Origin of the sequence: Halomonas sp. 5021, assembly GCF_036663435.1 — a bacterium.
Lineage (GTDB): Bacteria > Pseudomonadota > Gammaproteobacteria > Pseudomonadales > Halomonadaceae > Vreelandella > Vreelandella janggokensis.
In genome coordinates, this window is record NZ_JAXOVU010000006.1 from 87,585 (window position 1) to 106,772 (window position 19,188).

The 19,188-nt window shown below is 56.4% G+C and carries 14 protein-coding genes; 12 read left to right on the forward strand and 2 right to left on the reverse strand.

Annotation, left to right across the window (positions count from 1 at the left end; all coding sequences use genetic code 11):
* The first annotated feature begins 271 nt into the window (after nucleotides 1-271).
* From R3F64_RS11485 to R3F64_RS11510, 6 genes are all read left to right on the forward strand, one after another.
* Nucleotides 272-2,626, forward strand: a complete 2,355-nt coding sequence (locus R3F64_RS11485; protein WP_332611545.1) for a DUF3141 domain-containing protein — start codon at nucleotides 272-274, stop codon at nucleotides 2,624-2,626.
* Between the two features lie 304 nt (nucleotides 2,627-2,930).
* A complete protein-coding gene (topA, locus tag R3F64_RS11490; protein ID WP_332611547.1) occupies nucleotides 2,931-5,561 on the forward strand; it encodes a type I DNA topoisomerase in 2,631 nt (876 codons plus the stop codon).
* Nucleotides 5,558-6,019 (forward strand): DUF6586 family protein, encoded by a 462-nt coding sequence (locus tag R3F64_RS11495; protein ID WP_085919281.1) that lies wholly within the window; start codon nucleotides 5,558-5,560, stop codon nucleotides 6,017-6,019. The genes topA and R3F64_RS11495 overlap by 4 nt, the downstream gene beginning before the upstream one ends.
* Nucleotides 6,020-6,128: 109 nt before the next feature.
* Nucleotides 6,129-6,593, forward strand: a complete 465-nt coding sequence (locus tag R3F64_RS11500; protein WP_085919282.1) for a hypothetical protein — start codon at nucleotides 6,129-6,131, stop codon at nucleotides 6,591-6,593.
* A gap of 40 nt (nucleotides 6,594-6,633) precedes the next feature.
* On the forward strand, nucleotides 6,634-7,266 hold the full coding sequence (locus tag R3F64_RS11505; protein ID WP_085919283.1) for a L,D-transpeptidase family protein: 633 nt from the start codon (nucleotides 6,634-6,636) through the stop codon (nucleotides 7,264-7,266).
* Between the two features lie 212 nt (nucleotides 7,267-7,478).
* On the forward strand, nucleotides 7,479-7,742 hold the full coding sequence (locus tag R3F64_RS11510) for an Lpp/OprI family alanine-zipper lipoprotein (RefSeq protein WP_085919284.1): 264 nt from the start codon (nucleotides 7,479-7,481) through the stop codon (nucleotides 7,740-7,742).
* Between the two features lie 102 nt (nucleotides 7,743-7,844).
* Here the strand turns inward: R3F64_RS11510 and R3F64_RS11515 are convergent, their stop codons facing one another.
* Both R3F64_RS11515 and mfd read right to left on the reverse strand, forming a co-directional pair.
* Nucleotides 7,845-8,999, reverse strand: a complete 1,155-nt coding sequence (locus R3F64_RS11515) for a L,D-transpeptidase family protein (protein WP_085919285.1) — start codon at nucleotides 8,997-8,999, stop codon at nucleotides 7,845-7,847.
* A 66-nt stretch (nucleotides 9,000-9,065) separates the two neighbouring features.
* Nucleotides 9,066-12,515, reverse strand: a complete 3,450-nt coding sequence (gene mfd / locus R3F64_RS11520) for a transcription-repair coupling factor (protein ID WP_268902180.1) — start codon at nucleotides 12,513-12,515, stop codon at nucleotides 9,066-9,068.
* 198 nt (nucleotides 12,516-12,713) lie between these two features.
* Between mfd and R3F64_RS11525 the strand changes: the two genes are divergently transcribed.
* The 6 genes from R3F64_RS11525 to nqrE all read left to right on the forward strand — a co-directional run bounded on the left by R3F64_RS11525 (nucleotide 12,714) and on the right by nqrE (nucleotide 19,162).
* Nucleotides 12,714-14,177 (forward strand): glyceraldehyde-3-phosphate dehydrogenase, encoded by a 1,464-nt coding sequence (locus R3F64_RS11525; protein ID WP_085919287.1) that lies wholly within the window; start codon nucleotides 12,714-12,716, stop codon nucleotides 14,175-14,177.
* Nucleotides 14,178-14,475: 298 nt separating this feature from the next.
* Nucleotides 14,476-15,825, forward strand: a complete 1,350-nt coding sequence (locus R3F64_RS11530; protein ID WP_264826223.1) for a Na(+)-translocating NADH-quinone reductase subunit A — start codon at nucleotides 14,476-14,478, stop codon at nucleotides 15,823-15,825.
* Nucleotides 15,825-17,051, forward strand: a complete 1,227-nt coding sequence (locus R3F64_RS11535; protein ID WP_085919289.1) for an NADH:ubiquinone reductase (Na(+)-transporting) subunit B — start codon at nucleotides 15,825-15,827, stop codon at nucleotides 17,049-17,051. Before R3F64_RS11530 ends, R3F64_RS11535 begins: the two co-directional genes overlap by 1 nt.
* Nucleotides 17,051-17,872 (forward strand): Na(+)-translocating NADH-quinone reductase subunit C, encoded by an 822-nt coding sequence (locus tag R3F64_RS11540; protein ID WP_085919290.1) that lies wholly within the window; start codon nucleotides 17,051-17,053, stop codon nucleotides 17,870-17,872. The genes R3F64_RS11535 and R3F64_RS11540 overlap by 1 nt, the downstream gene beginning before the upstream one ends.
* Nucleotides 17,873-17,874: 2 nt before the next feature.
* A complete protein-coding gene (locus R3F64_RS11545) occupies nucleotides 17,875-18,543 on the forward strand; it encodes an NADH:ubiquinone reductase (Na(+)-transporting) subunit D (protein ID WP_085919291.1) in 669 nt (222 codons plus the stop codon).
* 1 nt (nucleotide 18,544) lies between these two features.
* Nucleotides 18,545-19,162, forward strand: coding sequence for an NADH:ubiquinone reductase (Na(+)-transporting) subunit E (gene nqrE / locus R3F64_RS11550; RefSeq protein WP_085919292.1), 618 nt, complete (start codon nucleotides 18,545-18,547; stop codon nucleotides 19,160-19,162).
* Nucleotides 19,163-19,188: the final 26 nt, after the last annotated feature.

Consider the following 19,188-nt stretch of genomic DNA (forward strand, 5'->3'; position numbering starts at 1 on the left):
GCGGCAGGCAAGGTCATGCGGCGATGTAAGCCATGTCCGACTGCATGCCGATTGATACGTAGGCAGTAAGCCATAATGTAACATAGGTTGGCTTTTGCATGACACCGCAGGCTGGATACCTGTTGCCGACGGTCGGCACATCGTTAATAGATTATACCAATGGGTCGGCGTTAGGCATCGACGTGATGCGGGGAAAGGCCTAAACTATATTGCGTTGCAGCATCATTGCTTTCGGGTTCGATGCTACCGCATCAACCCAATGGGAGACTCTATGAATTTCTTCGCTAACCCTCTGTTGCCGACTCATACCAACCAGGATAAAGCGACGGCATCTGTCGGTGATGCCATGGCCACGCTGTTCGATCCTTTCGGGTTTGGCCGCGCCGCTTTTGATTACTGGCGAGATAGCGTTGAGCGTAGCGTGCTTTACCTGGACGTGATGCGCGAGCGCGGGAATCAATACCTGGCACACATGGAACAGACCAAACCCAGCGTGCTGGGGTTTGACACCGAAGTGCTGGTAGATGGACGTACCTTGCCGCAGCCTACCAACTATGAACTGCTGCGCGTGATACCGCCGGAAGGCATTGAAACAGATCCTGAAAGCCGTCCTTTTGTGGTGGTCGATCCGCGTGCTGGCCATGGACCCGGTATCGGTGGTTTCAAGCCCGACAGCGAGCTTGGCGTCGCGTTGAAAGCTGGCCATCCATGCTACTTCATCGGCTTCCTGCCGTTTCCCGAGCTCGGACAAACGGTTGAAGATGTGGTCGAGTCCGAGGTGGCGTTTCTGCGTCATGTGATCGAGCGCCATCCTGAAACCAGCGAGAAGCCCATGGTGGTCGGCAATTGCCAGGCGGGCTGGCAGATCATGATGGCGGCGGCCCTGGAGCCTGAGGTGTTCGGCCCGATTCTGATCGCCGGTGCGCCGCTTTCGTATTGGGCAGGCGAGCATGGCAAGGCTCCCATGCGCTATACCGGTGGCATGACTGGTGGTAGCTGGATAACCGCCATGACCAGCGACCTGGGTAACGGCCTGTTCGACGGCGCCTGGCTGGTACAGAACTTCGAACGTCTCAACCCGGCGAATACCTATTGGAAAAAGCAGTATCACCTGTTTGCCAATATCGATACCGAGTCAAACCGCTACCTCGAGTTCGAGCGCTGGTGGGGCGGCCACGTAGTCCTCGGTGGCGAAGAGATTCAATATATCGTCGATAACCTGTTTGTCGGCAATCGGCTCTCAACTGCCCAGCTGGTCACTCGCGATGGCCGTCGCATCGATTTGCGCAATGTGCGCTCGCCGGTGGTGGTGTTCTGCTCGCGGGGCGACGATATTACGCCGCCGCCTCAGGCATTGGGTTGGATCCGCGATTTATACGAAGATGAAAAAGATATCATTGCCAATGAACAAACCATTGTTTATTGCCAGCATGATACAACCGGGCACCTGGGTATCTTCGTGTCGAGCAGCGTGTCGCGCAAGGAGCATACCGAGTTTACGGCCAACATGGATTATATCGATGTGATGCCGCCGGGGCTTTACGAAACCACGATTACGCACGCCGATGACCGCCACGACGGCGAAAGCCTCGAGCGGGACTATCTGCTCGAGTTCTCGCCGCGGGATTTTGAAGAATTAGACCGTGAAGTCATGCACAAGCCCGAAGATGACCGGCGTTTCGCCACCGTGGCGCGTATTTCCGAAATCAATCTTGGGCTGTACCGGCTTTATATGCAGCCCTGGCTGCAGGCGGTCATGACCCCTGAAGCCGCCCGTTGGATCCGTCGCATGCACCCCATTCGGTTGGGCTACAAGCTACTTTCTGACCGAAATCCGATGAGTGTGCCGCTGCCCGTCATGGCCGAGCAGGTGCGTCAGTCGCGTCATCCGGTGGACAAGGACAACCTGTTCAAGGCATTTGAAACCATGGCCTCTGACCAGATCGTGACAGGGCTCAATGCCTGGCGCGATGCCCGTGACGGCGCCACCGAGCGACTCTTCATGGATATCTACGGTCAACCCCTGCTACAGGCCGCCGTTGGGCTTTACGGTGACGCTCACGTGCACCGCCGTCGCCCCGGCGACGAGCCGGAACATCGCCGCTTCCTGGAGCAGCGCGAGAACGAGCTGCTGGCCAAGATTGCCCAGGGCGGGTCTCACAAAGCGGTCATGCGTGCTGTTATTTACGTACTGGGTGGCGCACCCGCGACGGACGAGCGCAACTTCAAGCGGCTGCGCGCTTCCCGAGCGGCATTGGAGCCCAGCGCCAACTTAAGCGACTTCAAGCGTCTGGTGCGTGAACAGTTCTTTATCCTGAAACTGGATCGGGAGCAGGCGCTCAACACGCTGCCTACGCTGCTCAAGGGCCAGACCAACGACGAGATCGATGCCCATCTTTCGCATCTGGAGGATGTGCTGTCGGCCAGTGGCGAGCTCTCTGAGCATGCCGCATCGCGCTTTGCGCAGGTCAGTGAGTTGTTTAATCAGGCTCGGCCTGTTGAAAAAGCCGTTGCGTCAAGTCCACAGACGCCCCAGCAGGCTCCCCAGGCAGCACCGGACAAGGCATCGACAGCCAATGCCAAGAAGTCCACGACGCCACGGCGCAAATCGCCGCCTAAGCAATAGCGGTTCAATCGAGTGCCACACGCCCCTGCCCAACGGTGGGGGCGTTTTTGCGTTGGGGGCCGCCTTGCGAGGCGTTGATTTTTGGGTTGCCGTTGCGCAATCGGCAGTCTAGTGTCTAGCTACAAATTAGTTGAAAAATGTGATGTTCTTCATCATCGGGTCGACGGCATCCTCGTGCTCACCACTGGCGCTTCGTTATGGGCTGGGGTAGGGTAGGCGCATTTTTTCGCCCGCACGGTTTTGATGACTGTTGCGGCAACGTATTCATCGCACCTCAGCGTGTGCACTCAGAAAGTGGAGCACTATGGGTAAGTCACTGGTCATCGTCGAGTCGCCCGCCAAGGCGAAGACGATCAATAAATACCTCGGCAACGATTTCATCGTAAAGTCGAGCGTGGGTCACATCCGTGACCTGCCGACCAGCGGCTCGGGTAAGACAGCCTCTGACCCCAAGGAGCGCGCTCGCCAAGCCGCGGCTACACGTAAGATGTCGGCGGACGATAAAGCCGAATATAAGAAGCGCAAGGCGCAGGACCAGCTGATACGGCGGATGGGCATCGACCCCAACAATGGCTGGAAAGCGCATTACGAAGTGCTTCCCGGCAAGGAAAAAGTCGTGGCCGAACTCAAGAAGCTGGCCGAGAAGGCCGATGCCGTTTATCTGGCAACGGATTTGGACCGCGAAGGGGAAGCCATTGCCTGGCACCTGCGCGAAACCATCGGCGGGGACGACAGCCGCTATAAGCGCGTGGTGTTCAACGAAATCACCAAAAACGCCATTCAGGACGCTTTTAAAGCCCCTGGGGCACTGAATATTCCGCGTGTTGAAGCCCAGCAGGCCCGGCGTTTTCTTGATCGTGTGGTGGGCTTCATGTTGTCGCCGTTGCTTTGGGCCAAGATTGCCCGGGGGCTCTCGGCTGGCCGCGTGCAGTCCGTTGCCGTGCGCTTGATCGTCGAGCGGGAGCGGGAGATACGGGCATTCATTCCCGAAGAGTTTTGGGATGTGCACGCTGACCTTGCCTCGCCGGATGGCGAACAGGTGCGCTTCGTGCTGGCCCGTCAGGACGGCAAGGCCTTCCGCCCGACGTCTGAAAAGGACACCCTGGCGCGTATCGAGCGGCTCAGGAGCGCGTCGCTTTCGATCACCTCGCGGGAAGATAAACCCACCAGTTCGAAGCCAACACCCCCCTTTATCACCTCGACATTGCAACAGGCGGCCAGCGGGCGGTTAGGCTTCTCGGTCAAAAAGACCATGACCATGGCTCAGCGTCTGTACGAGGCGGGCTATATCACCTATATGCGTACCGATTCGACCAATCTGTCCAAAGATGCGGTGGACAACGTGCGGACATTTATCGGTGAAGAATACGGGCCGCGCTATTTACCCGAGTCAGCCAACCGCTATACCAGCAAGGAAAGCGCCCAGGAGGCTCACGAGGCTATACGTCCGTCGAGCGTTGACCGTCAGGCGACCGACCTGGTGGGCATGGAGCGTGACGCCGAGCGCCTTTACGAGCTTATCTGGCGTCAGTTCGTGGCTTGTCAGATGACGCCTGCCGAGTACCTCTCAAGCACATTGAGTATCGACGTTGACGGTTATGAGCTGCGTGCCAAAGGTCGTGTGCTGAAGTTCGACGGCTACACTCGGGTAATGAAACCCAGTGGTAAGAATGAAGACCAGCGTCTGCCGGATCTGCCAACCGGTACGCCCATGTCGCTTGAAACCCTTGACCCGCAGCAGCACTTTACCAAGCCGCCCGCACGTTATACGGAGGCAAGCCTGGTCAAGGAACTTGAAAAGCAGGGTATCGGGCGTCCGTCGACCTACGCCTCGATCATCTCGACGATCCAGGATCGCGGCTACGTAAAGCTCGAGAGCCGGCGGTTCTACGCCGAAAAACTCGGCGATATCGTGACGGAGCGTCTAAAAGAGTCCTTCCCTGATTTGATGGACTTTTCGTTCACCGCCCGCATGGAAGACAGCCTGGATGAAGTCGCCGAAGGTGAGCGTAACTGGCAGGCCCTGCTGGATGCCTTCTATGAAGAATTTCGGGAAGAGCTGGTCCAGGCTGAAAGCGAAGACGGCATGCGGCCCAATCAACCGGTGCCCACCGATATCGACTGCCCCGCCTGCGGTCGTCAGATGCAGATACGTACAGCCTCGACGGGGGTTTTCCTCGGCTGCAGTGGTTATAACCTGCCGCCCAAAGAGCGCTGCAAGACCACCATCGACCTGATTCCCGGTGAAGAGGCCGTGGCCGCTGATGCGGGTGAAGAGGCTGAAACCGACGCGCTGCGTGCCAAGCGTCGTTGCCCGGTCTGCAGCACGGCGATGGATAACTATCTGATCGACGAAACCCGGAAGCTGCATATCTGTGGCAATAGCCCGGATTGCGAAGGTTATGAGGTTGAAACCGGCAAGTTCAAGATTAAAGGCTATGATGGGCCGCTTATCGAATGCGATAAGTGTGGTGCGGACATGCAGCTGAAGTCCGGGCGCTTTGGCAAGTACTTTGGTTGTACCAACAGTGAATGTAAAAATACCCGCAAGCTGTTGAAGAGCGGCGAAGTGGCACCGCCGAAGATGGACCCCATTGATATGCCGGAACTGGCCTGTCAGAAAGTCGATGACCACTACGTACTGCGCGACGGTGCCAGCGGACTGTTTCTGGCAGCGAGCAAGTTTCCCAAAAACCGTGAAACACGTCCGCCGCTTGTCAAAGAACTCAAGGCCCATGCCGATGAGTTGCCTGAAAAGTACCATTTCATCCTCAAGGCGCCCAGCGAAGACCCGGACGGGCGGCCTGCGCAGATTCGCTACTCGCGCAAGTTCAAAGAGCAGTACGTGATGACCGACGAGGAGGGCAAGGCGACAGGCTGGAAAGCGACCTTTGAAGGCGGTAAATGGCACGTGGAGGACAAGCGTAAAAAATGAGTGATCGTGCGCGCACCAATCAGTTGCTCTACCAGGCTGAACTACTGGCGACTTCAACGACCGATGATAATGAGCATGCCGTTGCGCAAGGTATGGCACAGGAAGAGGGGGCGCTTGCACTGTTTGAGCTGGCGCTGACGTCGTTGCTGCGCGAAGTGACAGAGCACGCTCGTTTGGCCCAGCACGATTGGCGCTATCTGTTGTCTGAGGAAGGGCCGGCGATGGCAGAGCTTCAGCGCCTGCGTGACTTGGCCCACCATCCGGATTCTTGGCTAAACTGGCTGGTAGTACAGCTGGATAAACTGCATAGCAGTGAAGGCGTGGCCAAGCGCCGAGCTTCCCAGCCCGGAATGATTGCGGTTGGCGATCAAGCCAGCTTGCGCGAGCAACTTCGGGACCATCTCGAGTCGGCCAAGCGAGAAGTCGCCGCGCTGCGCGAAACCAGTCAAGAGTGGTAATGAGCAGAGTGGTAATGAGCGTAGTACTGAGAGTGGTGCTGATAGTGGTAATGGGAAGTTAACTAGACCGCGTTGCTCTATGAAGCCGCGATGTAGGAAGGGAGAAACAATGCGCTACAACCAAGTAAAAGATTTGATTGTCTGGGTCGAGGCCTACCATGGGCGTTTAGCGGAACAGTACCGCGCCAAAGCTGGTGCTGCCGAGAGCGAAAGACTGCAGATGGTGCTCAATTATCTGGCGGACCATGAAACGCGCATGCAGGCAGGCTTGCGCGCTATCTTCGATGAGTCACATGAAAAGCGCGACGTGCTGGATACATGGTTTGATGATCCCAATGACTTTCCGCAGCCGCCGCAACTGGAGCAACTGGCCGATAAGCCCGTTGGCAACTCCATTGAGTCGGTAATGGAATCGGCCGTCGAAGCGCATCGCACCCTTGAGGCGCTGTACCGCCACCGGGTTGATCGGGCTGTGATTGAACCCGAAGCCGAATTTTTTAACGCCCTGGCGGAAGGCCACAATGCCGAACTCCGTCGCATCGTAGCCGGCATTGAAGAGTTGCAGGGCGTTTAGTGTTGTATCCTCGTTACCACCATCTTGATGAGAGTACTGAATGAAGCCGGTAACCCGTCGCCGTTTTCTGGCCTTAGCCCTTGGTTGGCCAGTAGCTGCCAGTGCAGCGGCCAGCGTCACCTTGTCGTCCGAAGTCTACCCCGACCTGGTTGCCAATCAGCTTGAGCGTGCCGCATCCCCCCGGGAGCCCTATGAACAATGGGTGCTGATCGATGATGAAGCATCAACGTTGACCGTGTTTCGCGGATACACGGTGGTAGAGGAGTTTAAGCCTGTCTCACTTGGCCGTGGTGGTGCCAGAACTCAGCGGCTGCGGGGTGACAACACTACGCCTCTGGGCGAGTTCCGGGTTAACCGCTTCAATCACGACAGCAAGTGGCATATTTTCATGGGGGTCGATTATCCGACCCCCGCTCACGCGCGGATGGCGCTACAGCAGGGTATTTATTCCCAAGCGGATTACGACGCCTATTTTGATTATTATCGCCGCCACCGCCAGCCGCCCCAGAATACCGTGCTCGGCGGGGCCATTGGCATTCATGGGTTAGGCGAGGCGGATCCCGATATTCATGAACGTTATAATTGGACCCAGGGCTGCGTGGCAGTGACTAATTCGCAAATTGAACGCCTGGCCGAGCTCGTCAAGGTTGGCACTCGCGTAGTGATCCGCTAAGCTGGTGTCGTAGAAGGAAGTTCGAGGTTTTAAACACGTGGCTATAGACAACCGTTGTAGATTGTAATAAAACAGCGTTTGACTTACGTGCTTCGCGGCACAAGTCACGGTCAAGAACCTGCACCGCAGGTAGACAAATTTAGGCTCATCTCGTAAGCTTATGTTTGTCATACCCTTAACGTTGTACCCAAGGAAGATTCAAGGAGAACACTATGACTTTCAAGACGACTCTGAAGATGTCTGCTGCTGCTGCTTCACTGGCCATTCTGGCCGGTTGTGCCTCTACTGGCGCGCTGGAAGAAGTACGCATGACAGCTGAATCAGCACAAGCTGACGCCGCTGAAGCACGTAGCATGGCTTCTCAAGCTCTGAACACTGCAAACCAAGCTCAGCGCGACGCGCAAGCTGCCCTGCAGATGTCTGAGCAGAACCGTGCAGAAATGGAGCGCATGTTCGAGCGCTCTATGCAGAAGTAATATGACTAACGGTTGCGAAGGTTAAGTTCTTCGCAGCCATTAGGCATAAAAAAACCCCGCCTCGGCGGGGTTTTTTTGTGACCAGTCGTTGGGCCTTGACCGTTACACCTCGTCATCAGCCCGGCCGCTGTCGCTTAGCTCAATCTGCTTGAAGATGCCTTGCTCCAGAGGGTCGGGCTTGTTTTCTTCAGCAGGCTCCTCAGGCTCTGGTGCAGGCGCTTGCGGACCATACAGGGCGACGAAACGACCGTTGGGCGATTCAACTGCGCTGCGAACCTGAGCATAGTCTACCTGGATGTTGTCTTCCGTTAGCTCCGAAATGCGTTTGAGAGCTTCAAGCAGCGGTTCAAAGTCGTCCATATTTTCTTCGAGCTGCGGGTAAGACTGAACAAACAGGGTGCCATCAGAAGCCCAGCCGGCCTTGAAAGGGGCGTCAATCAAATTAACCGGGGTGCCGCTGGGTACACGCTCGTAAAGTGACTCGATATCCTCGGGGTACATGCGGATGCAGCCGCGACTGACACGCATGCCGACCCCGTCAGGGCGGTTTGTGCCGTGGATCAGGTAGCTGGGCAGCCCCAGCAGGATTGCGTGTTCGCCTAGCGGGTTGTCAGGGCCGGGTGGCACGATTGAAGGAGCTGGCTCGCCGCGTGCGGCGGCTTCGCGTCGCATGGAGGCGGGGGGTGACCAGGCCGGGTCCTTAACCTTGATCGTGGTCTTGGTCTTGCCAACGGGTGTCGCGAATTCCTCGCGGCCTACGCTGACAGGGTAGGTCTCAACGATACCCGGCTTGTCAGCGGGGTAGTAGTAAAGCCGCAACTCGGACAGATTGATCACGATGCCTTCGCGTTCTACCGGTGGCAATATGTAGCGGGATGGAATAACGACTTCGGTGCCTTCGCCAGGCACCCATATGCTGACATCAGGATTGGCCATGCGAATTTCTTCATAGCCAATGTTGTGTCGCCGGGCCACATCGATAAGTGTGTCTTTCGGATTGTCGATCGTGATGGTATAGCGTTCGCCAATAATGTCGCCTTCATCGGGAATGCGGAATTCCCCGCGTGGCAGGTCGTTTGGCGACTTCTGCGAAACGAGTTCTGCGCTTTCAATGGCGATGTCGCTCAGTTCGGGCGTGTTCTGACTTGCCTGCTCGCCGTCGGCAGACTGAGCCATCACCGGGGCTGAAAGGCTTGCCGTTAGCAGAACCGCAAGGCTGGTAGGGCCCCAGCGAAGAAAAGTATGACGAATGTTCATGAGTAATCCTAATCAGTGAATACATCGCACGCAGGCGATGACAACAGGTTCAGTTTGCCGCAACCGTCAGGCCGCCGCCACTTTTTGATTGAGTGTGGCTAACAGTGACTCGATATGTTCAAACCGCTGGTCGATTTTTTCCATATCGAGTTCAAAACGTAACGTATCCGAACCGTCCAGACGGTAGTGTTTTGGTGAGCTTTGAATAAGCGTGACCAGTGTGTAGGGGTCCACCTGGGTATGCTGGTCAAAGATGATTCGACCGCGCTTCTCACCTGCCTCTAACCGCTTGATACCAAGCTGCTCGGCTCGCTGGCGTAGTCGCGTTTGGCGTATCAGGTGCTTCAGCGGTGCTGGCAATAAGCCAAAGCGGTCAATCAGTTCCACCTGCAGTTCTTTAAGCTCCGCGTCGCTTTGGGTGTTAGCAATGCGTTTGTACATGACGAGCCGCTGCTGGACGTCGTGAATGTAGTCGTCGGGAATCAGTGCAGGCAGGTTAAGGCTGATTTCAACGCCGCTATCGAAGGGCGCATCGATATTCGGCGTCTTGCCGGCACGAATGGCTTTCACGGCACGATCAAGCATTTCCATATAAAGGGTATAGCCGATGGTTTCCATTTGGCCACTCTGCTCATCACCGAGCAGTTCCCCCGCGCCGCGGATTTCCATGTCGTGGCTCGCCAAGGTGAAACCAGCGCCCAGGTCATCCGAGGCACTAATCGCCTCGAGACGCTTGACGGCGTCCCGGGTCATGGCCTTGGGCGTCGGGGTGAGCAGGTAAGCATACGCCTGGTGGTGGCTGCGGCCCACACGTCCGCGCAGTTGATGCAGTTGTGCCAGGCCAAACTTGTCGGCCCGCTCGATGATAATGGTATTGGCGCTGGGTACGTCGATGCCGGTTTCAATGATGGTCGAGCAGACAAGCACGTTGAAGCGGCGGTGGTAGAAATCGGACATGACCCGTTCGAGGTTTCGCTCCGGGAGCTGGCCATGGGCGACGGCGACCCGGGCCTCAGGAATCAACGAGCGAATACGCTCGGCCGTATTCTCAATGGTCTTGACTTCGTTGTGCAGAAAGTAGACCTGGCCACCACGCAGAATCTCGCGCAACAGCGCCTCTTTGATAACACCGTCCTGATGCTGCTGAACAAAGGTTTTGACCGATAGCCGACGGGGCGGCGGTGTCGCGATGATCGACAGATCGCGAATACCGCTCATCGCCATGTTAAGCGTCCGGGGAATGGGCGTGGCCGTCAATGTCAGGATATCGATCTGGGCGCGCAGGGTTTTGAGCTTTTCCTTCTGGGCGACGCCAAAGCGGTGCTCCTCGTCTATGATCAACAGGCCCATCTTGGGCAGTTCAACGCTATTGCCGAGAAGCTTGTGGGTGCCAATCACGATATCGGTCTGGCCGTTCTTGATATCGTCCAGCGTCTTTTTCATCTCCTTGCCATGGGTAAAGCGCGAGATGAGGCCGATATTGACCGCAGTGTCGGCAAACCGGTCGCGGAAGTTCTCAAAATGCTGGCGGGCCAGCAGAGTGGTGGGAACCAGTACCACAACCTGACGGCCCGACTGAACCGCCAGAAAGGCGGCGCGCATGGCGACTTCGGTCTTGCCAAAGCCCACGTCCCCGCAGACCACTCGATCCATGGGTTGGGGCGATGTCATGTCGTCGATGACGGCTTCAATGGCGGCTTGTTGGTCGGCGGTTTCTTCAAATGGAAAGCTCCCCGCGAAACGCGCGTATTCATCGCTCGGTGCTTCATATACAACGCCCTGCTGCGCTTCTCGACGGGCATAGATATCCAGCAGTTCAGCGGCGGTGTCGCGAATTTTCTCGGCGGCTTTCTTGCGAGCTTTTTCCCACTGATCCGAGCCCAGCTTGTGCAATGGGGCCAGCTCATCGTCAGCACCACTGTAGCGCGAGATCAGATGGAGGCTATCCACCGGCACATAGAGCTTGGCACCGTCGGCATACTCCAATGCCAGGAACTCATTGGCCTGACCGCCTGCCTCAAGCGCTTCCAGGCCGATGTAGCGGCCTACGCCATGGGCCTGGTGGACCACCGGCGCGCCTTTGCGCAGTTCTGAGAGGTGGCGAACGGCAAATTCATTATCGTCGGTGGCCTTTTCACGGCGCCGGCTCTGGCGAACCACATCGCCGAACAGCTCTGTCTCGCTGATGACGGCGAGCGGTGGGTCGGTCAGCCAGAGCCCGCTGTCAATCAGGCCCTCCGTAATGGCGAGGCGCTGGTCACCGGCGAGGAAGTCCTGAAACCCATCGACGTGAGGCAGTTTCAGCGACAGTGGTGCCAGTACGTCTTCAAGGGCTTCGCGTCGTCCGCGTGATTCGGCAACCAGCAGCACACGGGAATCGGTCTCGCGCTCGAGGAAATCGGCAAAGTCGTTCAGCGGCCGTTTGGCCCGGGAGTCGATCGCCACCGTGGGCAGTGACTTGGCTTCGGGCGCCAGGGCGTGGCGCTGTTCAGGATCGTCACTCAGTTCAACCCGCGGGCGCTGCTTGATGGCCGCAAATACATCGCTGACCGGAAAGAACGCGCGGTGTGGCGGCAACAGCGGTCGTGTAGGGTCTACTCCCAGATTGGCGTAGCGGCTTTCGATTGACTGCCAGTGCTGTTCGGCCGCCGCATAGACGCCCGGCAGCATGGCGACCCGGGTATCCTGGGTCAAGTGGTCAAACAGCGACGCCGTCTCCTCAAAAAACAGGGGGAGGTAGTGTTCCAGCCCCGGCGACGGAATGCCTTTGAGCGCATCGTTATACAGCGGGCATTGGCGCGGATCGACATCAAACAGGGTCTCGAAAAATTCGCGGAAGCAGGCGATCGATGAGCGGCTCAGTGAGTATTCATGGGCCGGCAGCAATTCGATCCTGTCGAGCTTGTCGGTGGAGCGTTGGTTGCCCGGGTCAAAATGACGCAGGGTATCGATCTCATCGTCGAACAGGTCAATCCGGATGGGGGCGTCCATCCCCATGGCGAACAGGTCGATCAAGGCCCCGCGCATGGCGTATTCGCCCGGTTCATAAACGGTTTCCACGGCCCGGTAACCCGCTCGTGAGAGTGCTTCGCGAAACGGCTCACGATCGAGTTTGTCGCCGACATTCAGCGTCAGGACGCGCCCGGCGATGTAATCCACCGGCGGTAAGCGCTGCATCAGCGTATTGATCGGTACCAGAACAAGTCCGCGTACCCCGTCCTGAAGCTGGCGCAGCGTGCGCAGGCGCGCGGAGACGATATCCTGATGGGGTGAAAAACTGTCATAGGGTAGCGTTTCCCAGTCAGGGAAGGGCAATACCGGGACATCACTATAAAACGACAGATCCTGCTCGAGGCGTTGGGCGCTGGCGGTATTTGGCGTGATCACCAATAGAGGAGCGTTGGCGGCCAGACGTGCCAGTGCAAGCGCCGACGCGCTCCCGGGGGGCGATGTCCAATAAAGTGTATCGCGCGCGCCCTCGGGTTGGGGCGGAGCAAGTAGAGAAAACGTGGGCATAATAAAGATGTCGTTCTGCGCTGAAACGGAACCTAGATCATACACGATCAAGGCTTTCAGGCAGAAGCAGCCCGCTTGTAGTCAAACCGCTGTTTATGTAATCCCCCTACATCGTCTGCGACTATCCAGGCATTGCGGCCCATTCAACGGCTACGGATAATACCCATGAAAATTATTCATTACTTAATGAGGCCGCACGTGAGTCAGCAAACGCTCGATAACGTTTTTCAGGAATGGCAAAGCAACGAAGCTCTGGCGGAGCAGATGATCCCTTTGGTTGGCCGTCTGTACCGTCAGCACAATGTTGTGGCGACCATGTATGGGCGTTCGTTGATCAATCAGTCGGTCATCCGCATCCTCAAGGACCATCGTTTTGTTCGCAAAATCGAAGGGACTGAGCTGTCGGTCGAAGATACCTTCCCGATTGTCAAAGCGCTGTGCGAGCTGAACCTTGGGCCTGCCCACGTGGATGTCGGCAAGCTGGCCGTGATGTTGAAGCGGCAGGGTGGTGGCGATGTCGAGACCTTCCTGCGCAAGGAGCTGCACCAGATCGTTGACGGCTACCAGCCGGGTGCCAGCAAGGGTGAGCCCAAAGATGTGGTGCTTTACGGGTTTGGTCGTATCGGACGTTTACTGGCGCGTGTCCTGATCGAAAAAGCCGGCGGCGGCAACCTGCTGCAGCTGCGGGCGATCGTCGTTCGCGGGCGTGGTGATGTCGCGAAGGATCTGGAGAAGCGTGCCAGTCTGTTACGCCGTGATTCGGTTCACGGGCCTTTTGAAGGCACCATTGCCGTTGATGCCGAGGCGCGCACCCTGACGGTCAACGGTAACGTGGTGCAAGTCATCTATGCCGATAACCCAAGCGATATCGACTATACGGATTACGGCATCAACAACGCGGTGATCGTCGACAACACAGGGATATGGCGTGACGAGGCAGGCCTGGGTCAACATGTCGCATGCCAAGGCGCTTCCAAGACGCTGCTGACGGCGCCAGGCAAAGGCGATATCAAGAATATTGTCTATGGCATCAACCATGAGTCGATTACCGAGCAGGACCGTATCGTATCGGCGGCCTCGTGTACGACCAATGCCATCGTGCCGGTGCTCAAGGCGCTCAACGACGAATATGGTGTCGTTAATGGCCACGTGGAGACCGTTCATGCCTACACCAACGATCAGAACCTGATTGATAACTATCACAAAGGGGACCGTCGCGGGCGCAGTGCCGCCCTCAATATGGTGTTGACCGAAACCGGCGCGGCCAAGGCGGCGGCAAAAGCATTGCCGGAGCTTGAAGGCAAGCTGACGGGTAATGCGATCCGCGTGCCCATCCCCAATGTGTCCATGGCGATCCTGAACCTGACGCTCGACAAGACAACGGATGTCGATGCGCTTAACGACTATCTGCGCCGTATGTCGATTGACTCGGCCTATCAGAAACAAATCGACTTCGTTGATTCTCCGGAAGTGGTCTCATCCGATTTTGTGGGCAACCGACACGCCGGGATTGTGGATGCCAAAGCCACTATTGCCAACGGTCATCATGCCGTCGTCTATGTATGGTACGACAACGAATTCGGCTATAGCTGCCAGGTGATCCGTATTCTTCAGCAGATGTCGAACGTCAGCTTTCTCAAGCTACCTCAGCAAGCCAGTTAGTCTGTCTGTTTTGATTGATAATCATTAATCGAAAAACGCCACCATCAGGTGGCGTTTTTGTAGGCGAATGGAATAAAAAATCTTGAAATGAGGGCGTCTATAGCACTTTAGGCGACCCCAGTTGATGTAGTCATTAGGCCCGGTTGTCTTTATAATACGATAGATTTTTCGGGGTGGTTCAAGTGCTACTTGAGCCTGACTGGTAACAATCTGAACAGATAACAAAAATTCACTGAGCAGAAAATAAGCATTCGAACCCCTTACCTTCGTATATCCGATCCATCAACTGGGCGAGACTATGATCGAAGTCAAAAAAGGCCTGGATCTCCCCATCACGGGAGCGCCCGAGCAGCGTATTGAAGATGCGCGTCCTGTGCGCCACGTGGCAATCCTGGGTACTGACTACGTTGGCATGAAGCCGACAATGGAAGTTCAGGAAGGGGATAAGGTCAAACTGGGCCAACTGCTCTTCACCGACAAGAAAATTGATGGCGTGCGCTTCACCGCACCCGCCTCCGGTGAAGTGGTCGCAATAAACCGTGGCGAAAAGCGTCGTCTATTATCTGTCGTGATCAAAGTCGACGAGCAGGAAGAGGCGGTGAGCTTTGCTTCTCATGAACGTGCCTCGTTAGGTCAGCTCGATCGTCAGGTCGTGGTTGACCAGCTGGTAGAGTCCGGGCTCTGGACCGCGTTACGCACGCGTCCCTTCTCGCGGACACCGGCGATCGACAGCACGCCTGCCGATATTTTTGTTACTGCAGTGGATACCCATCCACTCAGCGCTGATCCGGCGTTGATCATCAACGAGAACACACAAGCATTTGAAGACGGCCTCAAGGTGCTAACCCGCCTGACCGAGGGCAACGTTTTTCTGTGCAAGGGCGCCAACGCCTCTGTTCCCGGCGATGATGTCGAGGGTGTTACCACCGAAAGCTTTGCAGGGCCACATCCCGCCGGCCTGGTAGGGACGCATATTCATCACCTGTCACCGGTCGCCCTGCATAAAAAGGTATGGCACATTGGTTATCAGGACGTCATTGCGTTTGGCAAATTGTTTGCCGAAGGTAAACTCGATGTAAGCCGCGTGGTCGCGATTGGCGGTCCGCGTGCCGAGAATCCGCGTTTGGTGCGTACCCGTGTGGGAGCCAGCACTGAGGAACTCCTGGACGGGAATGTCATCCAACCGGAAGACACCCGCGTTATTTCAGGATCAGTCTTCTCGGGCTTTGCCGCTGAAGGAAAGCTGACCTATCTGGGACGTTTCGACAATCAAATCAGTTTGCTTGAAGAGGGCAACAAGCGCTCTTTCATGGGCTGGTTGTCGCCAGGCGCTAACCGCCATTCCGTACTGGGTATTTATCTTTCCAAGATTAAGGGTCTGAGCAACTACGCCCCCACAACATCGACTAATGGGTCCGAGCGTGCCATGGTGCCAATCGGCGTCTATGAAACCGTGATGCCGCTGGACATTATGCCGACGCAGCTGTTGCGTTCGCTGATCGTGGGCGACATTGAGGTTGCCATGCAATTGGGGTGTCTGGAGCTGGACGAAGAGGACCTTGCCCTGTGTACCTATGTTTGCCCCGGCAAATACGAGTACGGTCCCATTCTGCGTGACAATCTCACCATGATCGAGAAAGAGGCCTGATGATGGGTATTCGACAAACACTCGATAACATCGAGCCGCACTTCCATAAAGGTGGTAAGTACGAGAAGTTTTACCCGCTTTATGAAGCCGTAGATACGATTTTCTACTCACCCCCCAGCGTGGCCAAAACCACCGCCCACGTGCGCGATGGCATCGACCTCAAGCGCATCATGATCACCGTCTGGATGTGTACCTTCCCGGCGATGTTCTTTGGCATGTGGAATGCGGGCTGGCAGGCCAATACAGCCATCGAGGCAGGCTATGCATCGATGGACGGCTGGCGCGAAGCCATCATGATGACCCTGGCAGGTGGACACGATCCAAGCAGCCTATGGGCCAACTTCGTGTTGGGGGCAACCTACTTCCTGCCCATCTATCTGGTGACCTTCGCCGTCGGTGGTTTCTGGGAAGTGCTCTTTGCCATCAAGCGTGGCCACGAGGTCAATGAAGGCTTCTTCGTGACATCCGTGCTGTTCGCCCTGATCCTGCCGGCGACAATTCCGCTCTGGCAGGTGGCGTTGGGTATCACCTTTGGCGTGGTCATCGGCAAGGAGATTTTCGGGGGTACCGGGAAAAACTTCCTGAACCCCGCGCTGACCGGGCGGGCATTTCTGTATTTTGCTTATCCGGCGCAAATTTCCGGCGATTCTGTCTGGGTAGCAGCCGACGGCTACACAGGTGCTACGGCGCTGTCACTGGCTTTCCAGGAAGGCATGGGCTCGCTGACCGACACCTTCAGCTGGTGGGACGCTTTCCTCGGCTTTGTCCCGGGCTCGGTAGGTGAGGTATCCACCCTGGCGATCTTTATTGGCGCCGCCGTCTTGCTCTGGACCGGGATTGCCAGTTGGCGAATCATGCTGGGCGTCTTGCTGGGCATGGTCATCACCAGCACGCTGTTCAACCTGATGGGGTCTGACACCAATCCAATGTTTGCGATGCCGTGGTACTGGCACCTGGTGATTGGCGGCTTCGCCTTTGGCATGGTGTTCATGGCGACGGACCCGGTGTCTGCCTCCATGACCAACCAGGGCCGCCTGGTGTTCGGCGCCTTGATCGGCGTGATGACGGTGCTGATCCGCGTGGTGAACCCGGCTTTCCCGGAAGGCATCATGCTGGCGATTCTGTTTGCCAACCTGTTTGCCCCGTTGATTGACCATTTCTTTGTCCAGGCCAATATCAAGCGTCGCGTCAAGCGCACGGGCGTACCGGCCGAGGAGACTGCCTAATGGCACAAGGTAATAACTCCATCAAGAAAGTTCTGATAGTGGCGTTTGCACTGTGTATTGTGTGCTCCGTCATTGTCTCGACGGCGGCGGTGGCATTACGCCCCGCCCAGCAGTTGAACCAGGAACTGGACCGTAAGACCAACATCCTTAACGTGGCCAAGCTTTACGAGCCGGGCATGGACGTTGAAGAAACATTCAACGAGCAGATTACGGCCCGTGTCGTTGACATGGAATCCGGTGATTACACCGATGAGTTCGACCCGGAGACCTTCAATAACTTTGAAGCCGCCCGGGATCCGGCCACTGGTCGCACGTTGTCTGGTGAAAAAGACATTGCGGGTCTAAGCCGGGTAGAAAATTACTCTACGGTGTACCTGATTGGTGATGAAAACGATCCAGAGCAGATTGTGCTGCCGATTCGTGGCCAGGGCCTATGGGGCCTCATGCGTGGCTTCATCTCCGTAGAGGGTGACGGCAATACCATTGTCAGTATCACCTACTACGAGCACAGTGAAACGCCTGGCCTGGGTGCTGAGGTTAACAACCCGCGCTGGCAGGCTCAGTGGGAAGGTAAAGAGATTTACGACGAAGAGGGCGACCTCTCGCCGGAAATCCACCTGACCAAAGGCGGTGCAAGTAACGAACACGAAGTTGATGCGCTATCCGGCGCTACGCTGACCAGTAACGGCGTGACCAACATGCTGCAATTCTGGTTGAGCGAAGAAGGCTTCGGTCCGTATTTGGCGAAATTCCGTAGCGGTACTGACCCGGAAGACGCCGAAGACACCGATACCAACTTCGAAGACGTTGAGGGGGCCTAATCATGGCGGACGTAAATGCAAAAGGCGTTTTAACAGCGCCGATTTTCAAGAACAACCCCATCGCACTGCAGATATTGGGTATCTGTTCGGCGCTGGCGGTGACGACCAGCATGAGTGTTTCGCTGGTAATGGCGTTGGCGGTTATTTTTGTAACGGCATTTTCCAATCTGTTTGTATCGTTGATCAGGAATCATATTCCGTCTTCAATACGGATCATTGTCCAGATGACCATCATCGCCTCGCTGGTTATCGTGGTGGATCAGGTTCTGAAAGCCTATGCGTATGAAATGTCCAAACAGCTGTCGGTGTTCGTCGGTCTGATCATTACCAACTGCATCGTCATGGGACGTGCAGAAGGCTTTGCGATGTCCAACACGCCCGGCATGTCCTTCCTTGACGGTATCGGTAACGGTCTGGGTTACGGCTTTGTACTGATGGTCGTTGGCTTTTTCCGTGAACTGCTGGGCTCAGGCAGCGTATTTGGCTTCACCGTACTGCCGACCGTTCAGGACGGTGGCTGGTACGTGGGCAACGGCTTGCTGCTGCTTCCGCCTTCTGCATTCTTCATCATCGGCCTGCTGATCTGGGTGCTGCGTTCACTCAATCCTGAGCAGGTTGAGGAGAACGAGTTCAAGATGAAGGAAAATACTCAACCGAAGGAGGCCGTGTAACATGGAACACTATCTAAGCCTTTTTGTTGCGTCGGTCTTCGTTGAAAACATGGCGTTGGCCTTCTTCCTCGGCATGTGTACCTTTTTGGCCGTCTCGAAAAAGGTATCCTCCGCGATCGGCCTGGGTATTGCCGTTATTGTCGTACTGACCGTCACCGTGCCGGTCAACAACCTGGTATACACCTTCCTGCTTCAGGAGGGTGCACTGACCTGGACCGGCATCAATGGCGCTGAAAACATCGACCTTTCGTTCCTCGGACTGCTCAGCTATATCGGGGTTATTGCAGCACTCGTCCAGATCATGGAAATGTTCCTGGATAAGTACGTGCCTACGCTCTATAACGCGCTGGGGGTTTTCCTGCCGCTTATCACGGTGAACTGCGCCATTCTCGGTGGCGTACTGTTCATGGTCGAGCGTAGCTATAACTTTGGTGAGTCGGTGGTCTATGGCTTTGGTGCCGGTACTGGCTGGGCGCTGGCGATCGCTGCCCTGGCAGGCATCCGTGAAAAGCTCAAGTACAGCGATGTACCGGCGGGCTTGCAGGGCCTGGGTATCACCTTTATCACCGTAGGGCTGATGTCGTTGGGCTTTATGTCCTTCTCAGGTATTCAGCTTTAATCGGAGCCGGTTTTCCCGACGGTGCA